Origin of the sequence: Paractinoplanes pyxinae (genome assembly GCF_026626335.1) — a bacterium.
GTDB lineage: Bacteria > Actinomycetota > Actinomycetes > Mycobacteriales > Micromonosporaceae > Actinoplanes > Actinoplanes pyxinae.
Genome location: NZ_JAPNTZ010000019.1, coordinates 53,592 through 72,423 on the forward strand (window position 1 = coordinate 53,592; position 18,832 = coordinate 72,423).

Annotated in this window: 22 protein-coding genes; 8 read left to right on the forward strand and 14 right to left on the reverse strand. The window is 72.5% G+C overall.

Annotated features, from left to right (window positions below):
* Positions 1-59 precede the first annotated feature (59 nt).
* Genes OWR29_RS40100 through OWR29_RS40110 form a run of 3 tightly spaced genes read left to right on the forward strand, consistent with a single transcriptional unit; the run spans position 60 to position 2,525 of the window.
* On the forward strand, positions 60-740 hold the full coding sequence (locus OWR29_RS40100; RefSeq protein WP_267568801.1) for a response regulator transcription factor: 681 nt from the start codon (positions 60-62) through the stop codon (positions 738-740).
* Positions 733-2,061 (forward strand): sensor histidine kinase, encoded by a 1,329-nt coding sequence (locus tag OWR29_RS40105; protein ID WP_267568802.1) that lies wholly within the window; start codon positions 733-735, stop codon positions 2,059-2,061. The genes OWR29_RS40100 and OWR29_RS40105 overlap by 8 nt, the downstream gene beginning before the upstream one ends.
* A gap of 35 nt (positions 2,062-2,096) precedes the next feature.
* Positions 2,097-2,525: a hypothetical protein gene (locus tag OWR29_RS40110; RefSeq protein ID WP_267568803.1), complete on the forward strand. Its 429-nt coding sequence runs from the start codon at positions 2,097-2,099 to the stop codon at positions 2,523-2,525.
* Positions 2,526-2,529: 4 nt separating this feature from the next.
* On the opposite strand, the gene OWR29_RS40115 is transcribed toward OWR29_RS40110, so the two are convergent.
* The 5 genes from OWR29_RS40115 to OWR29_RS40135 are packed head-to-tail and all read right to left on the reverse strand — an operon-like array spanning position 2,530 to position 8,438.
* Positions 2,530-3,228: a maleylpyruvate isomerase N-terminal domain-containing protein gene (locus OWR29_RS40115; RefSeq protein WP_267568805.1), complete on the reverse strand. Its 699-nt coding sequence runs from the start codon at positions 3,226-3,228 to the stop codon at positions 2,530-2,532.
* 15 nt (positions 3,229-3,243) lie between these two features.
* The gene (locus OWR29_RS40120) at positions 3,244-4,917 is read right to left on the reverse strand and encodes a WD40 repeat domain-containing protein (protein WP_267568807.1); all 1,674 of its coding nucleotides are present in this window, start codon (positions 4,915-4,917) and stop codon (positions 3,244-3,246) included.
* Positions 4,904-6,244, reverse strand: a complete 1,341-nt coding sequence (locus tag OWR29_RS40125) for a helix-turn-helix transcriptional regulator (RefSeq protein ID WP_267568808.1) — start codon at positions 6,242-6,244, stop codon at positions 4,904-4,906. Before OWR29_RS40125 ends, OWR29_RS40120 begins: the two co-directional genes overlap by 14 nt.
* A complete protein-coding gene (locus tag OWR29_RS40130) occupies positions 6,157-6,684 on the reverse strand; it encodes a hypothetical protein (protein ID WP_267568809.1) in 528 nt (175 codons plus the stop codon). Before OWR29_RS40130 ends, OWR29_RS40125 begins: the two co-directional genes overlap by 88 nt.
* 38 nt (positions 6,685-6,722) lie before the next feature.
* Entirely contained in the window at positions 6,723-8,438 is a 1,716-nt protein-coding gene (locus OWR29_RS40135; RefSeq protein WP_267568810.1) for an MOSC and FAD-binding oxidoreductase domain-containing protein, read from the reverse strand.
* 286 nt (positions 8,439-8,724) lie between these two features.
* Here OWR29_RS40135 and OWR29_RS40140 point away from each other — a divergent pair, with 286 nt between their 5' ends.
* Positions 8,725-9,603 (forward strand): carbon-nitrogen hydrolase family protein, encoded by an 879-nt coding sequence (locus OWR29_RS40140; protein ID WP_267568811.1) that lies wholly within the window; start codon positions 8,725-8,727, stop codon positions 9,601-9,603.
* 62 nt (positions 9,604-9,665) lie between these two features.
* On the opposite strand, the gene OWR29_RS40145 is transcribed toward OWR29_RS40140, so the two are convergent.
* The 3 genes from OWR29_RS40145 to OWR29_RS40155 all read right to left on the reverse strand — a co-directional run bounded on the left by OWR29_RS40145 (position 9,666) and on the right by OWR29_RS40155 (position 12,461).
* Positions 9,666-11,141 carry a flavin-containing monooxygenase gene (locus tag OWR29_RS40145; RefSeq protein ID WP_267568812.1) on the reverse strand — a complete coding sequence of 492 codons (1,476 nt, stop codon included), beginning with the start codon at positions 11,139-11,141 and terminating at the stop codon, positions 9,666-9,668.
* Positions 11,142-11,143: 2 nt separating this feature from the next.
* Complete coding sequence (locus tag OWR29_RS40150; RefSeq protein ID WP_267568813.1) at positions 11,144-11,611, reverse strand: cupin domain-containing protein; 468 nt, start codon at positions 11,609-11,611, stop codon at positions 11,144-11,146.
* A gap of 82 nt (positions 11,612-11,693) precedes the next feature.
* Positions 11,694-12,461, reverse strand: a complete 768-nt coding sequence (locus tag OWR29_RS40155) for an IclR family transcriptional regulator (protein ID WP_267568814.1) — start codon at positions 12,459-12,461, stop codon at positions 11,694-11,696.
* 38 nt (positions 12,462-12,499) lie between these two features.
* On the opposite strand from OWR29_RS40155, the gene OWR29_RS40160 reads away from it, so the two are divergent.
* From OWR29_RS40160 to OWR29_RS40175, 4 genes are read left to right on the forward strand one after another with little or no spacing between them, the layout of a single operon-like run.
* Positions 12,500-13,273, forward strand: coding sequence for an SDR family oxidoreductase (locus tag OWR29_RS40160; protein ID WP_267568815.1), 774 nt, complete (start codon positions 12,500-12,502; stop codon positions 13,271-13,273).
* Positions 13,273-13,767: a cupin domain-containing protein gene (locus OWR29_RS40165; protein WP_267568816.1), complete on the forward strand. Its 495-nt coding sequence runs from the start codon at positions 13,273-13,275 to the stop codon at positions 13,765-13,767. The genes OWR29_RS40160 and OWR29_RS40165 overlap by 1 nt, the downstream gene beginning before the upstream one ends.
* A complete protein-coding gene (locus tag OWR29_RS40170; RefSeq protein ID WP_267568817.1) occupies positions 13,742-14,608 on the forward strand; it encodes an alpha/beta fold hydrolase in 867 nt (288 codons plus the stop codon). Before OWR29_RS40165 ends, OWR29_RS40170 begins: the two co-directional genes overlap by 26 nt.
* Entirely contained in the window at positions 14,605-15,528 is a 924-nt protein-coding gene (locus OWR29_RS40175) for a DODA-type extradiol aromatic ring-opening family dioxygenase (RefSeq protein WP_267568818.1), read from the forward strand. The genes OWR29_RS40170 and OWR29_RS40175 overlap by 4 nt, the downstream gene beginning before the upstream one ends.
* A gap of 14 nt (positions 15,529-15,542) precedes the next feature.
* Here OWR29_RS40175 and OWR29_RS40180 read toward each other — a convergent pair whose 3' ends face one another.
* The 6 genes from OWR29_RS40180 to OWR29_RS40205 all read right to left on the reverse strand — a co-directional run bounded on the left by OWR29_RS40180 (position 15,543) and on the right by OWR29_RS40205 (position 18,804).
* On the reverse strand, positions 15,543-16,079 hold the full coding sequence (locus OWR29_RS40180; protein WP_267568819.1) for an RlpA-like double-psi beta-barrel domain-containing protein: 537 nt from the start codon (positions 16,077-16,079) through the stop codon (positions 15,543-15,545).
* A gap of 16 nt (positions 16,080-16,095) precedes the next feature.
* The gene (locus OWR29_RS40185; RefSeq protein WP_267568820.1) at positions 16,096-16,317 is read right to left on the reverse strand and encodes a hypothetical protein; all 222 of its coding nucleotides are present in this window, start codon (positions 16,315-16,317) and stop codon (positions 16,096-16,098) included.
* 24 nt (positions 16,318-16,341) lie between these two features.
* Positions 16,342-16,581, reverse strand: a complete 240-nt coding sequence (locus OWR29_RS40190; protein ID WP_267568821.1) for a hypothetical protein — start codon at positions 16,579-16,581, stop codon at positions 16,342-16,344.
* Between the two features lie 40 nt (positions 16,582-16,621).
* Entirely contained in the window at positions 16,622-17,377 is a 756-nt protein-coding gene (locus OWR29_RS40195; protein WP_267568822.1) for an alpha/beta fold hydrolase, read from the reverse strand.
* 120 nt (positions 17,378-17,497) lie between these two features.
* Positions 17,498-18,133, reverse strand: coding sequence for a DedA family protein (locus OWR29_RS40200; protein ID WP_267568823.1), 636 nt, complete (start codon positions 18,131-18,133; stop codon positions 17,498-17,500).
* Positions 18,130-18,804, reverse strand: a complete 675-nt coding sequence (locus OWR29_RS40205) for a DUF998 domain-containing protein (protein WP_267568824.1) — start codon at positions 18,802-18,804, stop codon at positions 18,130-18,132. Before OWR29_RS40205 ends, OWR29_RS40200 begins: the two co-directional genes overlap by 4 nt.
* Between the last annotated feature and the right edge of the window lie 28 nt (positions 18,805-18,832).

Sequence of the window (18,832 nt, forward strand, 5' to 3'; positions counted from 1 at the left end):
GCCGAAATCTATACATTGCCCGAACATAAAGCTGCCCCGGGAGCGGGCAGAATGGGCCGGTGACACAGAAGGGGCTGGTGCTGGTCGTCGAGGACGAGCGGCCCATCGCCGACCTGTTGCGGCTCTATCTGAGCCGGGACGGGTTCGGGGTGCACGTCGAGCACGACGGGGCGGCCGGGCTGGCTGCGGCCCGCAGGATGCGGCCCGTGGCCTGCGTCCTGGACATCGCCCTGCCCTCGATGGAAGGCACCGAGATCTGCCGCCGGCTGCGCGAGGACGGCGACTGGACGCCAGTGGTGTTCCTGACCGCGCGCGACGACGAGGTCGACCGGATCCTCGGGCTCGAGCTGGGCGGCGACGACTACATGACCAAGCCGTTCAGCCCGCGGGAGCTGGTGGCCCGCGTGCGGGCGCTGCTGCGGCGGGCGGCCGGTCCGGGTGAGGGCGAGCGGGTTCGTACGCTGGGCCCGCTCACCCTCGACCCGGCGCGCCGCTCGGCCGGCGTCGACGGGCGCCCGCTCGTGCTCACCCCCACCGAGTTCGACCTGCTCGGCCACCTGCTGCGCCGCCCGGGCCGGGTCTTCACGCGCGAGGAGCTGCTGGCCGCCGTCTGGGGTTACGCCTCGCACGCGGGCACCCGCACCGTCGACGTGCACGTGGCCCAGCTGCGAGCCAAGCTGGGCGACGCGGCCGGCCTGATCCGCACCGTGCGCGGCGTCGGATACACCGCCGATGCCTAAAACTCTCACCGGCCGGGCCGTCCTGGTCACGGCGGCCACCGCCGTCATCGCCGTCATCGTGACCGCGCTGGTGGCGCTGCCCATCGCCGTACGCTCGGCCAACAACACGGCCCGGGCCGACCTGGCCGACAAGTCGGCGATCGCCGTCGAGCTGCTGACCACCGAGCGGTTCGCGGCCCGGCAGCGGATCGTCGCCCGGCTGCGTGACGACGGCATCTCGGTCTATCTCGTCCGGCGGGGTGTGGCCGACCGGGCCGGGCTGCCGCGGCGGGTCCTCGACCAGATCGCCGCCGGTTCGGCCGTGGACACCCGCGGCGTCGTCGCCGGCGAGTCCGTGTTCATCGCCGGGCGGCCGCTGACCGGCAACGACGCCGGGGTCGTGCTGACCCGGGCCGCCTCGTCGGGGACGGCCGGGCAGGTGCTCGGCGGGGTGTGGGTGGCGCTGCTGGCCGGGCTGCTCGGCGGCATCGGCGCGGGCGCGCTGCTGGCCCGGTTCATCGCGCGGCCGCTGCGGCAGGCGGCCCTGGCGGCGGGCCGGATGTCGGCCGGCGACCGGTCGGTGCGGCTGGCCGTGCGCCCACCGGTCGAGGCGGCCGAGCTGGCGGCCGCCCTCAACCAGCTCGGCGCGGCCCTGCAGCGCAGCGAGGGCCGCGAGCGTGAGTTCCTGCTGTCGGTCTCGCACGAGCTGCGGACGCCCCTGGCCACGATCCGGGGCTACGCCGAGGCCCTGGCCGACGACGTGGTGCCGGCCGAGCAGGCCGGCGAGACCATCCTGCGCGAGTCCGAACGTCTGGACCGGCTCATCTCCGACCTGCTGGCCCTGTCCCGGCTCGAGGCCGACGACCTGCCCGTCACCGTCGTCCCGGTCGACCTGAACGAGCTGGTCGACGCGGCGGCGCAGGCCTGGCTCCCCCGCTACGGCCCGCATCTGCGCACCGAGCTGCCGCCCGATCCGGTCGTCGTCGACACCGATCCCGACCGGATCCGCCAGGTGATCGACGGCTTGTGCGAGAACGCGTTGCGGGTGGTTCCCGACGGTACGCCGCTGGTGCTGGCCGTCCGCGCGGGCGAGCAGGGCGGCGTGGTCGAGGTGCGCGACGGCGGTCCCGGCTTCACCGACGAGGACCTGGAGGTCGCCTTCCAGCGGGGCGCCCTGCGGCAGCGTTATCGGCACGAGCGCAAGACCGGCAGCGGGCTCGGCCTGGCCCTGGCGGCACGGCTGGTGACCCGGCTGGGCGGCACGATCGCGGCCGGGCACGCGCCCGAGGGCGGCGCCATGTTCACGGTCACGCTGCCTTACACAGCCCGAACAAAACCCTGACCCGTTCCGCGTACGCCGGGACGAGGCTTCGACCCATGACACGTACGCGAATGACTTTGACCCTGACCGCTCTGGGCCTCACCGGCGTGGTGGCCGCGGTCGCCGTGGGGGCAGCCGTCGCGACTCCGGCCGACGCCGCCGCCGACGAGAAGCAGGCCCTGGCCGCGATGGACGCCGCCGGCCACAAGCCGGCCCGCGCCTACCTGCGCAAGAACACCCTGCACGGCGAGGTCGCCGTGAAGGGCAAGGACGGCACCCGCACGATCGTCGTCCAGCGCGGCACGGTCACCGCCACCGACGACAAGACCCTGAGCGTCAAGTCCACCGACGGCTTCACCCTCACCTGGACGAAGGGCGACAAGCTCAAGGTCAAGGGCACCCTGAAGACCGGCGCCCAGGTCGGCGTGGCCGGCCGCAAGGACGGCGACGCCACCGTGGCCCGCCTGGTCCGCGTCGCTTCCTGACAGCTCAGCCCAGAACGGGAAACGCCGGAGCCGCCGACCGCTGCGCGGCATCCGGGGTGATCCGTCCCGCGCCGAGCAGCACCGCCAGCTCGTCCGGCCAGCTTCCCGGCACCTCGCCGCCGGCCAGCGCCTCGACCGTCCGGCGGGCCAGGCGCAGGGCCGCCGGCGCGGGCGCACCGATCCGCAGGTCGAGGTGGTGGATCGCCAGTTCGACGGCCCAGGTGGCCAGGAAGTCGCCGGTGGACAGGACATGGCCCTGGAAGCGCACGGCGCCCGCTTCGAGCCGCGTCACCGCCGACCGGACGCCGTCCGCAGTCGGCAGCAGATGCCGCACGGCGCCGGTCGGCCGGCGATAGGCGGCGCCCACGAGCCGGACGAAGCGGATGCCGTCGGTGGGGCCGGCGTCCTCGTCGGTGGCCGGCGGCGTGGCCCGCCAGTAGGACGCGGCGTCGGTGCCGGCCGCTTCGGCGGCCGGGGTCACCAGGCCCAGAAGCATCTCCTGCAGGCCCATGTGCACGTGGACGACCACATCACCGGCGGTCCAGCCGGCACACCGGCTGGCGGCGAGCAGGTCCTGGTCGCTCGCGCCCCGGACGCAGCCGGTGAAGGAGTCGAGCGCGTCCAGGAAGGCCTGCCGCGCCTCGTCGTGGTCGACGTGCATGGCCCCGCTCAGGTCGGCGGCGACGAACGGCTTGCCGGTCATGGATCCTCCCTGTGGTCAGGACATGGTGGCGGTCAGGCTGCCGTCCTCGCCGCCGATTGCCCGTACGGTTCTCCCGTCCGCCAGGATCGCGGTCACACCCCGCGGCGAGGGCTCGGCGCCGGCCGGCTCGCCGGTGACGGCGTGCCAGCGGCGCACCTCGCCGTCGTCGTCGACCGACACCAGAACGCCGGACTCGAACGACAGCCCCATCACCCAATACTCGCCGACCTCCAGCGCGTCGCCGATCTGCTCGCCGGTCACGGCGTTCCACCGGAGGATCCGCCGGTCCTCGCCGCCCGAGGCGAGCAGCACCGTCCCGTCCTCGAGCGTGGTGAGCGCGACCGCGAGCACCTGCGCCTTCGAGACCTTCAACGGCCGCCGCAGCGGCTCGCCGGTCTCGGCGTCGACCACCTGCACCAGCCCGTCGTCGGTGCCGCCGGCGAAGAACGGCCGCCCGTCCGGCCACGTCCCGTTCGCGACGGTCCAGACCAGCGTCTCGTCGTCCGGGTCGAGCGGCTCCAGGTCGCCGGTCAGCGGCTCGAAGCGCAGGATCCCCTCATGGGTGCCGGTGGCCGCCATCAGCCGGCCGTCCGGCAGCCGGGCCGCGGCCAGGCCGTAGCACGTGGGGGCCAGGGCGGACGGATCACCGGCCGGTTCCCCGGTGGCCGCGTCCCAGCAGCGCGCGCCGTCTTGCCCGGCCGAGACGAAAAGGCCGGGCACCGCTATCAGCTTCTGGACCTTCGCCGGGTGGCCGGCCACGTCGCCGCCGACCGGCCGCCCGGCCAGGTCCCATCGGCGTACGGAACCCTGCTCGTCACCGACGACGCAGAGCGGGCCCGACGCGGACGGCACAACGGCCGGCGCGGTGACGCGGGAACGACCGACCAGCAACGCTTCGGCCTGCCACGAGGCCAGATCCCACCGCCAGAGCGTGGCCGACTGGTCGACCGAGAACAGCAGCCGCCCGTCCGGGGACGCCGCGAGACCGCCCTCGTTCATCCCGTGCGACGTCTGCGGCAGCGCTTCCAGAGGCTCGCCGCCGGTCGCGTCCCAGCGCCGGATCGGTCCGTGAAACTCCTGCCCGACCAGCACGTCTTCCTCCGGCAGGTGCAGCAGCGCCACCACCGGCCGCTCGTGCCCGCCGAGCGGCTTCCCCAACGGCTCACCCGACACCGCGTCCCACAGCCGCAGGGTCCCGTCGTTCTCGCTGGTCGCCACGACCGTACGACCGTCGGCCCGCCGCCACGCGGCCAGCGCCAGCAGCCGGCCCAGGCTGCCCGTCCACCACGGCCCGACCGGCTCCCCGGTTGCGATGTCCCACCGGGTCAGCGATCCCGTCGTCTCGGCCACCAGCAGCGGCCCGGCCACCGCCATCACCCCGAGCCCACCGCTGGGCAGGAACGAGGACGGCGCCCGCAACCGCTCGCCCACCTCGGCCCCGGTCCCGCGGTCGAACCGCCGCACGGTCGTGCCGTCCGAGCAGACGACCAGCGAGCCCGCCACCGCGAGGAAGGTGGCCCGATCCGGCCCGGCCACGGCGAAGCCGCCCGGCGCCCCCGAAACGGCGTCCCACGACCGGATCATCCCGTCGCCGCCCGAGGTGAGGATCAGCCCGTCCGCGCCGGCCACCGCCCGTACCGGCGCGCGGTGCGCCACCGGGACCCGCCAGCCCCGCTCAACCGAAATCATGCGAGGAAGCTACGCCAGGATCGCGCGGCAGGGCGTCCCGTAAATGCCGGCGCGAGGTCACGCCGAGTTTGGTGTAGATCTTGCCCAGGTGCCACTCGACCGTGCGGGGGCTCAGGAACAGCCGCTCGCCGACCTCCTGGTTCGAGAAGCCGGATCGTACGAGAACCGCGATCTGCCTTTCCTGAGCGGTCAGCTCGTCGCGGACCGCGGCCGTGACCGTGCGCCGGCGGACGACCTCGCCGGTGGCCGCCAGCTCCCGCCGGGCCCGGCACCGGGCCAGCGTGCCCCGCGCCCAGTCGGTGTCGCACGGCCCGGCCGACTCGGTCAGCCGCTCCAGCGCCTCGCGGGCCACCGCGATCTCGCCCACCCGCACCGCCGCCTCGACGAGCTCGGGCAGCGCCCGGTCGGCCACCCACAGCACGGGCATCCCGGCCGAGATCCGCGCCGCGGTCATCGCCTGCTCGAAGCGGCCCAACCCGTTGTACAGCACCGCGACCGACCACTGCGAGATCGTCACGCCCAGCGCCTCGCCGCTCGCCTCGGCCTGGGCAATCGTGCGCGCCAGCAGTTCCGGCGCCTCCGGATCACGGCCGCGCAGGGCGGTCAGGCGCAACCGCACGTACGGCGAGATCGGCAGCCCCAACGCGGTCGCCATCGCCTCGGCTGCGACGGCCCCGACCGCCGCCAGGTCGCCCGTGAACGAGGCCGACATGCCGGCCGCGGTCAGGTCGAGCGGCAGATGGGCCAGCGCGCCGGCCGGCAGCTCGGCCATCAACTCCGCCGCCTGCCGCAGGATCCGCACGGCGTCCGCCCGGCGGCCGATCACCATCTCGCCGTAGCCCGCGAGCACCAGGTCGAGCGCGCGCGGCGACCCCTCGTCGCCGGCGTCGCGCCGGGCCAGGTCGGCGAAGCGGCGCGCGGTCTCGATGTCGCCCGCCTGCAGGGTGGCCTCGGCCGCGGCCAGCGCGCGCATGATCCGGCGTGGGGCGTCGAGGGTCAGCTGCACCGACCGCTGCAGGAACGCGGCCGCGGCGGCCCGCCCGCCCCGCGCCTGGGCCCGTCCGGCCGAGCGTTCCAGCTCGACCGCCACCTCCTCGTCCGGGCCGGGCGCGGCCGCCGCCCGGTGCCAGGCCCGGCGGTCGGGGTCGGTGAACTCGTCGGTGACCTCGGCCAGGGCCAGGTGCACGGCCCGGCGGTGGCGCGGCTCGGCCGCCGACCGCACGAGGGGGTGCCGGAACGTCACCTGCTCGCGGATCGACAGCAGCCCGTCGGTGCCCTCGGCCAGCGCGGCGGCCGGGGGATGCCGAGCCGCTCGGCCGCCGCCCACACCAGGGCCGGGTCGCCCAGGGGTTCGGCCGCGGCGATCAGCACCAGCAGACGGGTCGGCTCGGGCAGGCCGGCCATCCGCTCCAGGAAGCTCTGCTCGATCCGGCCGGGCCGGGTGTCGCCCGTCCGCAGCAGACCGAGACCGCCGGCCATCTGGGTCAGCGACAGTCCGCGCGGCAGCTCGACCAGGGCGAGCGGGTTGCCGCGGGTCTCGGCCACGATCCGGTCGCGGATGGGCCGCTCGAGCGAGGTGTGGGTCAGCGAGTTCAGCAGCGCGTGGGCGTCGGCGTCGCGCAGCCCGGCGATCTCGAGGCCGGGCAGCACCTCTTCGCGCTCGCGGGTGGCGAACAGCAGGGCGACCGACTCGGCCAGCAGCCGGCGGGCCACAAAGGTCAGGGTCTGGGCGGACGCCTGATCCAGCCACTGGGCGTCGTCGATCACGCACAGCAGCGGCGCCTCCTCGGACGCCTCGGAGAGCCCTAAAGGTCCAGCACGATGTCGCCGTCCGGGCGGGACGAGCAGATCAGCACGTTGCCCTCGGCCGGCGGGTCGACCGGCTCGGTGGTGTAGGCGACCGCGCCCGCCAGCAGGCCCGACTCGCAGTTGTGGCACACGCCGACCCGGCACGACCAGCGGACCGGGACGTCGCACGCCTCGGCCAGGTCGAGCAGGCTGCCCGCGTCGTCCGGCCAGGGCACGCTCAGGTCGCTGCGGGCGAACGACACCGCGGGGCCGGTGCCCGGTTCACCGGCCGGCGGGTGCGGCGGGCGGGCCGGCTGGGCGGCGATGCCGGGGGTCAGGCCGGCCTGGGAGCCGAAGATCTCGGTGTGCACGCGGGTTCCGGCCAGCGCGGCGGTCATGTCGGCGAGGAAGCTGGTGGGACCGCACAGGTAGGCGTCAGCGTCGGTCGGCAGGTTGAGGTCCCGCAACCGGTCCGGGGTCAGGCGATTGCCGAGCTCCGGCGGGGAAGGGTGGCTGTAGAAGACGTACGAGCGGGAATTCGGCAATTGCGCCAGCAGGGCTTGTGCCTCGGCCGCGAACGGCTGCTCGTCGCGGTTACGCGCGGCCTGCAGCCACCACACCTCACGCGCCGACTTCTGATCGGCCAGGGCGTGCAGCATGGCCAGCACGGGAGTCGCCCCGACACCGCCGCTGATCAGCAGCACCGGCCCCTCGCCCGGGGTCAGCACGAACGTCCCCCGGGGCGCGGCCGCGTCGATCAGATCGCCGGTGCGGACGTTCGTGCGCAGGTAGGCGCCGGCCCGGCCGTGCGGCTCCAGCTTCACGCTGATCCGATAGTCCGGCCCGCCGGGCTGACCGGACAGTGAGTAACTGCGGACAAGGCCACTTCCCAGCCGTACGGTGAGAAACTGGCCCGGCTGCGCGGCGGGCAGCCGTGCGCCCTCCGGATCGGCCAGCCGCAGCGACACGATCGTCGAGCTCTCACGCTCGACGGCGGACACCCGCAACGCCCGGAACCCGGCCCAGGCCGGCGGGGGCGAGGCGGCGACCAGGCCCGCGTTGCCGCTCGCGGACGCCGGCTCGTCGAGCATCGCCCGGAACGAGCCCTGCCAGCCCGGGCTGAGGGCGGGGATCCGCAACGCCTGCTCGATCCGCTCGCGCGGGTGCCCGGGCAGGTACAGCAGCGCGTCCACGTCGGCCACGGTCAACGCCTCGGGCCCGTCGGCGACCTTGATGATCTCGTCGCCGGCCCGCACCTCGCCCTCCTCGAGCACCCGGAAGTAGAAGCCGGGCCGGTGGTGCTGCACGAGCAAGGACGGCATCCGCGGCTCGTCCATCCGGATCCCGACCCGGTAGCAGGTGACGCGGGGCTGGGTCACCTCGAACAGCGCGGCGCCGATCCGGTAGCGGTCGCCGACCCGCACCTCGTCGTCGGCCAGCCCGTCGACCGTGAAGTTCTCGCCGAACTGCCCCGGCACGAAGTCGTCCCGGCCGAGAAACTTCTGCCAATACCGGTACGAGTCGAGCTGGTACACGAAGACGGCCCGCATCTCGCCGCCGTGGCCGCCCAGGTCGCCCTGCCCGTCCCCGTCGAGGTTCAGGCGCCGCGCCATCGTGGGCCCGTCGACCGGCGACTTCCAGATTCCGGTGTGCACGGTTCGCCCGCGCCACTGCACGTCCTCGGGCAGGCCGACGTTGACCGACCGAAGCGTGCCCACTCCCCTGTCGTCCACCCGGCTGATAATGTCACGAACGGCGGGGCCCACCGCCCAACCTCCTCGGCCGTCCCCGACGCGCGGCCTGTGACGGAGGCAAAGGGACTTCTTGTCTCGGGTCGCTGTCCGTTGTTCGCTGGTTCCGGACGTCATGGTCGCGCGGGGGATCGACGCACGGGACAGCGGAGGGCCGATGACAGCCAACAGGAACCTCAAACGCCGGGTACGCGCGCGTGCCGCCAAGACCGGCGAGTCCTACACCGCTGCGCTGAGGCATTTCCGCACGGCTTCTCGAGGAGAACCGATGCGACTGTCTGTCGCCCAGACCACCGTCCAGCCCGACCCGGCCGACACCGCCGCGCTCAAGGAGTGCGGCCGCCGGATCCGCGCCCTGATGCGCGAGGCCCGCGAGGCCGGGGCCCGGCTGCTGCACCTGCCCGAGGGGGCACTGAGCTGCCCCGACAAGAGGATCATGTCCACCACCGGCCCCGACGACATCGGCCCGGCCGACTGGGACCGGGCCGACTGGACCACGCTGGCCGAGGAACTGCAGGCCATTGCGCAGCTGGCCGGCGAACTGCGGCTGTGGACGGTAGTGGGCTCGATCCACCCGCTGACCCCGCCCCGCCGCCCGCACCTGAGCCTGTACGTCGTCTCCGACCACGGCGAGGTCGTCACCCGCTACGACGAGCGGCTGCTGTCGAACACCAAGGTCAGCCACATGTACACGCCGGGCTCGGCCCCGATCACCTTCACCGTCGACGGCGTCCGGTTCGGCTGCGCCATGGGCATGGAGGCGGCCTACCCCGAGATCTTCCTGGAGTACGAGCGCCTCGACGTCGACTGCGTGCTGTTCTCGACCCACGGCCCCGGCACGCCGGTCAACAACGGCCCGTTCGCCCTGCAGGCCCAGGCGCTGGCCGCCGCCAACAGCTACTGGGTCAGCTACGCGGGCACGGCCCAGGACGCCCCGAACGCCCCCTCCGGCCTCGTCACCCCCGACGGCGACTGGCTGACCCGCTGCCCGCCCGAACCCACGGCGGCCCTGGCCACCGCCGACCTCGACCTGACCCCCGAGAACCACGCCCGCCGCTGGCGCCGCAGGGCCCGGAGCGGCCTCTACACCCAGTTCCAGGCCCCCGACGACCCCCGCAGCACCGACCGCGCGAGCCGGACAGCATGACCCTGGTCATCTGAGCTGAGGGCGTGTGCCGGCCCGCTGCCACGTTGCGGGCCGGCACAGTCTCAGGCGTCCTCGAGGACGGGCCGGCGGGTGCGCAGGCGGGCGATCAGAGCCGGCGTCACGCCGCGGTAGGCGGAGGGGTCGACCGGGTTGAGCCAGTGCGAGGCCCGTACGCGCCTGCTGATGTTCAGGTCGAGGTCGTCGAGCACCTCGTCCACGTTCTTCAGCGAGAACGGGATGATTTTGGCGCCCCGGCAGTGGTGGCGGTCGGTAGCCTCGTCCATGAAGGCGAGCTGGTCGCGCACCTGGGCCCGCATCGCGTCGGGAGTGGGCAGGGGCACGGCGCCGGCCAGGTGGGCGGTGATCCAGACGGCGGCCATCTCCGCGTTGAGCGGGCTGAAGAACGACGAGTTGTAGCCGTTGAAGTAGAGGCCGTCGACGCCGAGCGGCAGGATCTGCCGGTACAGCTGGAAGTTGCCGCGCTCGTCGAGAAGCTGCCGCTGCACGGTTTCGTCGAGGAACGGCACGCCCTGCTGGAAACCGGTGGCGCACACGATCAGATCGGCGGGCAGCACCGTGCCGTCGGAGAGCTCGGCCCGGCCCGCGCTCAGACGGACGACGGTGGTGTCCCGGCGTACGCGAATGGCGCCTTTTTCCACGCCCTCGAAGAAGCCCTCGGTGGCCAGCCCGATCGCGCCTTTGACGATGCCCTCCATCGTGCCGCGGGGCACCAGATCCAGTTGCTCGAGCTTGAACTGGCGCACGGACACCGAACCGACCGAGTTGAGCATGCTCCGGCGCATGGGGTCGCCCGGCCCGTGCAGGAAACGCTCGGGACCGCGCAACCGGTGGTACTTGAACAGCGCCTCGCCCATGCGGGTCAGCAGCAGCATCTTGAAGTTGACGACCCCGGCGATCTTGCGCGGCACTTTCCACAGCAGTTGCCGGGCGATGACGTCGGTGCTCGCGGCCACCTCGCTCAGCGGCACTGTCACGTCGCACGCCGACTTGCCATAACCAATGACGAGTACGTGTTTTCCGCGCGCCATTTCGGCTTCGTGCACATCGGTTCCGGCCACGATCTGCCCGCCGGCAGCCGTAAATTCGGCGGCGCCCGGGAACGTCGGCATGTTGGGCTCGCAGAAGACGCCGTTGGCCACCACCAACTTGTCGACAGTGGCGGTCTCGCCGGTCGACAACGTGACTGTCCAGCCGTTCTCGCCGCCGGTGGCCGAGGTGACGCGAACGTTCAGGCGCAGGTGCGGCTCGATCTTGAACTCGTGGGCGTAGGCCTCGAGCCAGGACTGCACCTGCGCGCCGGTCGGCCACTCGGGCAGATTCTTCGGCATCGGGAAGTCGGAAAGTCCGTACGTGGCCCGGGCGCTCTGTGTCGTCAGGCCCGGGTAGCGGCGCGTCCGGCTCCACACCCCGCCCACGTCCGGCGCCGAGTCCCAGACGACGACCTCGTGGCCCGCCTGCAGCAACGTCTTCGCGGTGGCCAGCCCGGCCACGCCGGCCCCGATGATGCCGATGCGCATGGTCAGCGACCCCCGCCGGGCGGCAACTGCAGCTCGATCCCGAACTCCTCCATGATCGGCTTGAGCGTGGCCATGTCCTTCGGGCCGGGCGGCAGCTCGCCCAGCGCCTGGTAGTAGGCCTCCAGCCCGGCCGGTGAGACGACCGAGATGACCCGGGCCTCGTCGCCGTACGGGTTGCGGAACGTGTGGACGACGTTGCGGGGCAGGTAGAGGTAGTCACCGAACTCGAGCGTGAACTCCTCGCTCCCGAGCGACACGTCGAGCCGGCCGGCCAGGCAGATGAACGACTCGTCCTCACGGGTGTGGATGTGGGCCGGCGGGCCGTTGGTCTCGGGCGGGATCGCGTACTCGAAAAGCGAATAGGCGTCGCGGGTGGCCGTCCCGTTCGCCTTCATCGTGATGTTCAGGCCGATCGCGGGGATCTGCGTCCCCTTGCGCGAGCTGAGCATGTAACCGCCGCCAAGGCTCACGGCTCCTCCTCCACTTCGCCGGGCTGTGCACTGGGTCACAGCCTGCGGCTCGCGGCGCTCACGGCCCAAACGGCGGTCCCGCTCAGCGGGACGAAAAGCTGCTGTACGCCCGGGAGGTGGCCGCCGCGGCCAGGCGTACGGCCGGTCCGGCCCGGTCGGCCCGCACCAGCGCGACCGGCCCGGTGACCGAGACGGCGGCCACCACGGCCCCCAGCGGACCGAAGATCGGGGCGGCCACGCAGCTGATCCCCACGTTGCCCTCCTCGCGTTCGACGGCCAAGCCGCGGTCCGGGATGGCGGCCAGCTCCCGCCGCAGGGCAGTGGCCGTGGTCATCGTGCGCGGGGTGCGGCGTTCCATCCCGGCGTCGACGACCGCCTGCACGGCTTCCTCGTCGCTGTACGCGAGAATCGCCCGGCCGAGCGCCGAGCAGTGGGCCGGCAGCATCGCCCCGACCTGCGACAGCATCGGCATCGGCCGATGCCCGGTGATCTTCTCGACGAGCAGCACCTGGGTGCCGCTGAGCACGCCCAGCTGCACGGTGAGCCGGGTCGCGTGGTGCAGGTCCTGCAGGTAGGGCAGGGCCGCCTCGCGCAGCTGGTGGCGCACGGGGGCGAGGCCGGAGAGCTCGAAGATGCGGTTGCCGACGCGGTAGCGACCGGCCGGTTTGTCGAGCCAGCCCAGCTTGAGCATCTTGTCGGCCGTGCGGTGGGTGGTCGAGCGGGGCAGGCCGCACCGGGCCACCAGCGCGGCCAGGCTGAGCTCGCGGTGCTGCTCGTCGAAGGCGCCGAGGATGGCGGCGGCCCGGTCGAGCCCGCCCAGCGATCCGGTGTCCCGCTCAGCGGGACTCACGGTAGGGCCTCGGCAGTCATGGCGGTCAGGCTAACCCCGTGCCCCACAGCCGAAGAAGAGCGTTCGTCGGCGGTGGCGGGTCCGGGATCGGGTTCGCCGCCGCCGAGTGCCTGGCCCGTTCCGGTCACGACGTCATCGTGGCCGGCCGCCACCGCGAGAAGCTGGACAAGGCGGCGGCCGCGGTCTCGGGCGCCGCGGTGGTGGCCGACCTGGCCGTCGAGTGCCCGCCGGTCGTGGCCGAGGTGGACGTGCTGGTACTCAACGCCGGCGGGCCGCCGCCGGGCCGCGTCCTCGCGATCGGCGACGACGGCTGGCAGCAGGCGTTCGACCTGCTGCTCCGAGGACCGCTGCGGCTGGCCCGGGCGGCGCTGCCTGCGATGGCGTCGCGCGGTTTCGGCCGGGTCGTCCTCGTGACGTCGACGGCCGTACGCCAGCCGCAGCCCGACCTCGCGGCCAGCGTGGTCCTGCGGGCGGCGGCGACCAGCGCCGCGAAACTGCTTTCCCGCGAGTACGCCGATCGGGGCGTGACGGTCAACTGCGTGGCGCCGGGACCGACGGACACCGAGCGCCGGCGCGAGATCCTCAGCGCCCGCGCCGGCTCACTCGAAGCGGCGCAGGCGGCTTCCGTTGAAGCGGCGCAGGCGGCTTTTCTCGAAGCGGCGCAGGCGGCCGACGTGGCCACCGTGCCGGCCGGGCGAGCGGGCCGGCCGGAGGAGATCGGCGAAGCCATCGCCTTCCTCGCGTCGGACGCCGCAAGCTACGTCAACGGGACCGTGCTCACGGTCGACGGCGGCAGAACGGAGACACCCTGATGTCCTTCGACATGGCAGCGTTCCTGGGCGCGATCTCGGACGTGGTGAAGCCCGGCGCGGTCCGGCCGTTCGTGGTGCACGACCACGAACTCGAGACGCTGCCGGCGAACCAGGTGCACAACCCGACCACTTTGCGGGTGGCCGGGACGCTGCCGACGAGCACGTTCGAGATTTTCCGGCAGACCATCCCGCCCGGCCTCAGCTCGGACATGCAGCGGCACTACCACGAGACCGTGCACTTCGTGATCAGCGGGCGCGGGCACACCGAACTCGAGGACGAGTCGTCGCGGTGGGAGACGGGCGCCTTCGTCTACACGCCGCCGTGGACCTGGCACCGCCACTACAACGACTCTCCCGACGAGCCGGTCGAGTTCCTCACCATCGAGAACTCGCGGCTGCTGAGCCAACTCGGAATCGCCCGCCGGCAGAGCGCGGGCCTGGTGACCGTCGAACAGGCAAGGAAGGCTTATGACGCACATCAGCATCTGGGGTGAGCTGGCGACGCTGGACCACACGCTCCGCCACGTCGATGTGGGCGGCGTGCGCACCCGGGTCCTGCAGGCCGGCAGCGGGCCCGATCTCATTCTGCTGCACGGCACGGGCGGGCACCTGGAGGCGTACGCGCGGGATCTGGCCGGCCTGGCGGAGGACTTCCGCGTCACGGCGTACGACATGGTGGGGCACGGCTGGTCGGCGACGCCGGATCACCCGTACACCATCGATGTTCTGTCGGATCACCTGATCGGTCTGATGGACGCGCTGGGCATCGAACGCGCCCATCTGAGCGGCGAATCGCTCGGCGGCTGGGTGGTGGCGTGGACGGCCGCCTTCCACCCCGCGCGCGTGGATCGGCTGGTGCTGAACACGCCGGGCAACATCGCCAACAAGCCCGAGGTGATGGCCCGGATGCGCGACAGCACGATGGCCGCGGTGCTCGACCCCAGCGACGACACGGTGCGCCGCCGCATCGAGTTCCTGTTCCACCACAAGGAAATGGTGACCGACGAGCTGGTCGGCCTGCGGCAGGCGGTCTACAGCCGGCCGGGTTTCGTGCAGGCCATCACCAACACGCTGGTGCTGCAGGATCCGTTGGTACGTAAGGCGTACGCGTGGGAGGCGGGCTGGGTCGGCAAGATCTCCGCGCCGACGCTTCTGCTGTGGACGGAGCACGATCCGACCGGCGGGCTCGACGAGGCCGAGATGCTGCTGGACTGGCTGCCCGACGCCCGGCTGCACGTCATCGCCGACGCCGGCCACTGGCCGCAATGGGAGAAGGTCGGCGAATACCTGGACACGCACCGGCTGTTCCTGCTCCAGCGGGAGGCCGGCGTATGAGCGAGATCGTGGGCTTCGCCGGCATGTCGCACTCGCCGTTCGCGACGCTGCTGCCCTTCACCGGCGGCCCGGGCGGCCGTTTCCTGAGCGATGCGGCGCGGGTCGCGCGGGCGGTGACCGCGCTGGCGCCGGACGCGGTCGTGGTGATCGGGCCGGACCACTTCCACGCCAACTTCTACGACCAGATGCCGCCGTTCGTGCTCGGCGTCGAGAAGGCCACCGCGTTCGGCGACTTCGGCAGCTTCTCCGGGGAGCTGCCGGTCGCCGCCCCGCTGGCCTGGGCCGTGCGGGACGGGCTGGACGAGGCCGGATTCGACGTGTCGTTGTCGTACGCGCTCACTGTCGATCACGGCGTGGTGCAGAGCTACGAGATGACGACCGGGTTCTCGGTGCCGCTCGTGCCGCTGGTGCTGAACACGGCCGCGCCGCCGCTGCCGTCGCTCGCCCGGTGTGTGGCGCTGGGAAAGGCCCTGGGCGAAGCGATCCGCCGCGCGCCCGGGGACGAGCGGGTGCTGATCGTGGCCAGCGGCGGGCTGTCGCACTGGTTGCCCTCCAACGATCCGCGCGATCCGTCGGTGGCCGGCGAGAGGCGCGACTCGCTCATCCACGGCCGCAAGGACGCGCGCGCCTTCGCAGCTGTGCGGGAGCCGCGCGTACGGGCCATGGCGGGCAATCCCGAAGCGCCGGTCAACGCGTCGTGGGACCAGTGGTTCCTGCGGCAGCTGTACTCCCGGGACCTCAGCCCGATCGTCGCGCTGGGCCACGAGAAGCTGGAGCACGAGGCGGGTAGCGGGGGCCATGAGGTTCGTACGTGGCTGGTGGGGCACGCGGCGGCCGGGCTCCCGCTGGTGTGGGACAGCTACGAACCCGTACCGGAATGGATAACGGGAATGGGCATCGGCACGACGTTCGCGGTCTAGCCGTTGTGGCCGGCTCAGCCGATCGTCAGTCGGGCGCCGTGCAGGGTCACGTACCAGTCGGAGCCGGTGAAGCCGGGGCCGGTCTCGGGGCCGATGTAGGCGTCGATGTGCCGGTTACCGCCCAGCCCGGGCGTGAACTCGTCGGTGATCAGCCAGGACGCGCGCCGCAACGCCGCACAGGTGACGGCGGGCAGAGCCGAGCCGTCGTCCTGGTGACCGCAGGCGGTGATGGCGAAGCGGGTGCCGTGCGGCAGCACGCCGGGGTCGGCGGCCGCCGAGACGAACGGGACGAGCGCCCGGCCGTCGGAACTGCGTGGCTGCGAATCAAGCCAGAAACCGACGTCGTACGACCAATTCAGGTACCGGCCGGAAGCGGTGCGCCCGGTTCCCTCGTCCTGGACGGCTTGGACGAAGTCCTCGGGGTAGGTGCCCAGGCTGTCGTCGCCGTTGGAGCAGTCCAGCTTGCGGCAGCCGGTGACCTCCTCAGGTTCGCCGTCGTGGAACTCCTCCACCGCCGTGTAATAGACGGTGACCTCCCAGCCGTCGCTCACCCGCCCGGTATTGCGGCTAGTCGTGGTGGTGGCAGGCGGCGCCGGGGTCGTTGTGGCACTGGGTACAGGCGACGACGGCAGCTTGAAGGTCGGCCAGTCCAGGGGCGGCCACGAGCGGGCGGGGCTCATCGGGCTCGCCGGGCTTCTTGTCGGGGCTGCCGATGCCTCCCGGGCGGTCCGGTCCGTTCCGCAGCCGGCCGTCACCACCACCATCAACACCGCCGACAAAGTGCGACATATGCGCATTCCACGAGCATCGCAGCTACCAGTGCAAACGTCTCGCCTTCGGGTCGACGCCGCGCCTGGGCTCGACCTGCCGGGAGGTGCGCGCGGCCACCCATCCGACGGCCATCGCCAGGCCTTGCAGCGCCCACAAACCGAATTCCCACCCGGTCTGGTCGCGGAAGACGAAGGCGCGCAACGCGATCGTGCCCAGGGCGACCACCGCGGCAACGCCGGCGATCACCCGTCGAGCCCGCGGGGACAACCGGTCGAGTGTCACGCCCCGGATCCTGACTGCCACAATCACGCCGTACGCCGGGCTAGCGCAAGCCCGCCCGGACCCGCCGGACGACGTCGCGGCTCACCTCGAGCACCTCGTCGGGGTGGGTGAGCTGAGCGTTGTGGTCGGCCCCGGGCCACGACACCAACTGCGCGCCGAGGGCGGTGGCCAGCCGCTGGTGGGCCTGCCGCATGGGCGCTTCGGCCTTGCGGTCCGCGGTGACCACCACGGCCGGCATCCGCGGCAGATCCGCTTCCCGGAACCCGGCGGCGATCACGTCCAGCCCCCGGGCCGCCCGCCCCAGCTGCGGCACGTCGATCTCCCGCATCTTCTCCCAGGCCGCCCGGACGTCCGGCCGGGTCGCCCGCTTCACGTGCTTGTTGACGCCGACCGCGCCGATGAGCGGCCGCACCACCCGCCCGAGCACCGGAAGATTGTGCAGCCGCTCGACCGTACCCATCGTCTGCACCAGCCGCTTGGCCATGGCCACGTCATTGACCGGCGACGGGTCGATGAGCACCAGCCCCGCCACATCCCCCGGAAAGTCCCGGGCCAGCAGCGCCGCCACCGCCGCGCCCAGGCTCTGCCCGATCACCACCACCGGCCCGATCCCCGCCTCGGCCAGCGTGGCATGTAGATCCTTGGTGGCCCGGGCCAGCGACCCGTCGACCGTCGAACTGCCCGTACCCGGCCGCTCGTGCAGGATCACGCGGCACCCCGGATCGGCGATCAGCCCCTCGGCCAGCCCCGGGAAGAACCCTTCGACGGCCGCCGCCCCGCCCGGCAACAGCAGCACGCCCGGGCCGCCCTCACCCCGTATGTCGAGTATCCGCCCAGCCTAGGCAGTACCCGCACCCCACGCACAGCTCACCGCACTGCGCCACCGACTCCCCCGCCAGAACACGGATGTGAGTGATCACCGCACCAATTCGGGTGCCGGTTGCGTGGCGAGGTCGGCTCTTCTCGATGCTTCTCTTGACGCTTTTCTCGACGCGCGCAGGCGCCGGATCACCTCGCCGGCCAGGGTGACGCCCATCGCGATGCCGAGACCGGCCAGCAGACCCATAGCCGGGTTGGCCTCGAAGGCGGCTCCGCCCAGCAAACCGATGATTCCCGAGTACGTCGCCCACAGCGCAGCGGCGACAGCGGTGAACAGTGAGAAACGGGCCAGCGGATAACCGGTCGCTCCGCCGGCCGTCACCACCGCGGTGCGCCCACCCGGAACGAACCGCCCGGCGATGATGAGCGCTCCCCCACGGCGGTGCAGGTGCGGCGCGACCCGAGCCGCGGCCCGAGCCAGCCGCCCGCCGGGCCGGCGACGGCTCAACCACCGCCCGAGCGCATACCCGATGTGGTCACCAACGAATGCCCCCACCGCAGCCAGCACAATGATCAGCGGCAGCGACGGCACACCCGAGACAGCAAAGACAGCAGCCGCGATGACGACAGTCTCCGACGGCACGATCGGCAGAATCGCATCGAGCAGCGCGAGCACGAAAACCACCGGATAGATGGCCGGGGACGCCATCATCCCCGCGATCAGCTCCATCATGGCTCGCCCTCCCAGACCCGCACGCCCGCCGACCCGGCCTCACTCATCACGACCGAAGTCCGCTCCGTCGAGCCGGGCGACATGACGCTGCCCTCGCCGCTCGTCGAGCCGGGCTGGTTCACCCCATCGAGCACCCACGCACACAGCCCGACCACCACCAGGACGAGAGCCAGCAGGATGCGTTCGGCCAATCCCGCGTACGGAAAGAGTTCCGAGCCGAACAACACGGTCGGCCCATGCGCGACGCCGAACGCGACACAGGCAGCCAACGCCGCCAGCCCCGCCGCGCGGAGGCGGCGAACACGCCCCGTCTCCCCCACCCGCCCAGCCTTTTCCGCCACTATCAGCGCGATCAACGGCGGCAGAGCAGCCATCAAACCCGCGCCCACCCGATGCACCACCGCGACCAGGCCCGGTTCCGTCCCCGGCAGATTGGTAGGACAGAACGCCACCGCCACGAGCGACACACACCAGACCGCAAGCATCCAGCTGACCACCCCAGCCCGCGGCAACACCCGCCGAACCCCCGCGAGCAGCCACAACCCACTGACCGCCAACCCAGAAGCCGCCACCATCAACAGCAACGCCCCCGGCAAGGTCTGAATCGCGTCGCTCAACATCTCCTTGACGGGATCGACATCCCCAACGAAGAGCAGCCCCACCCCCGCCACAGCCGACACCCCAAGGCTCAGCCGAGCG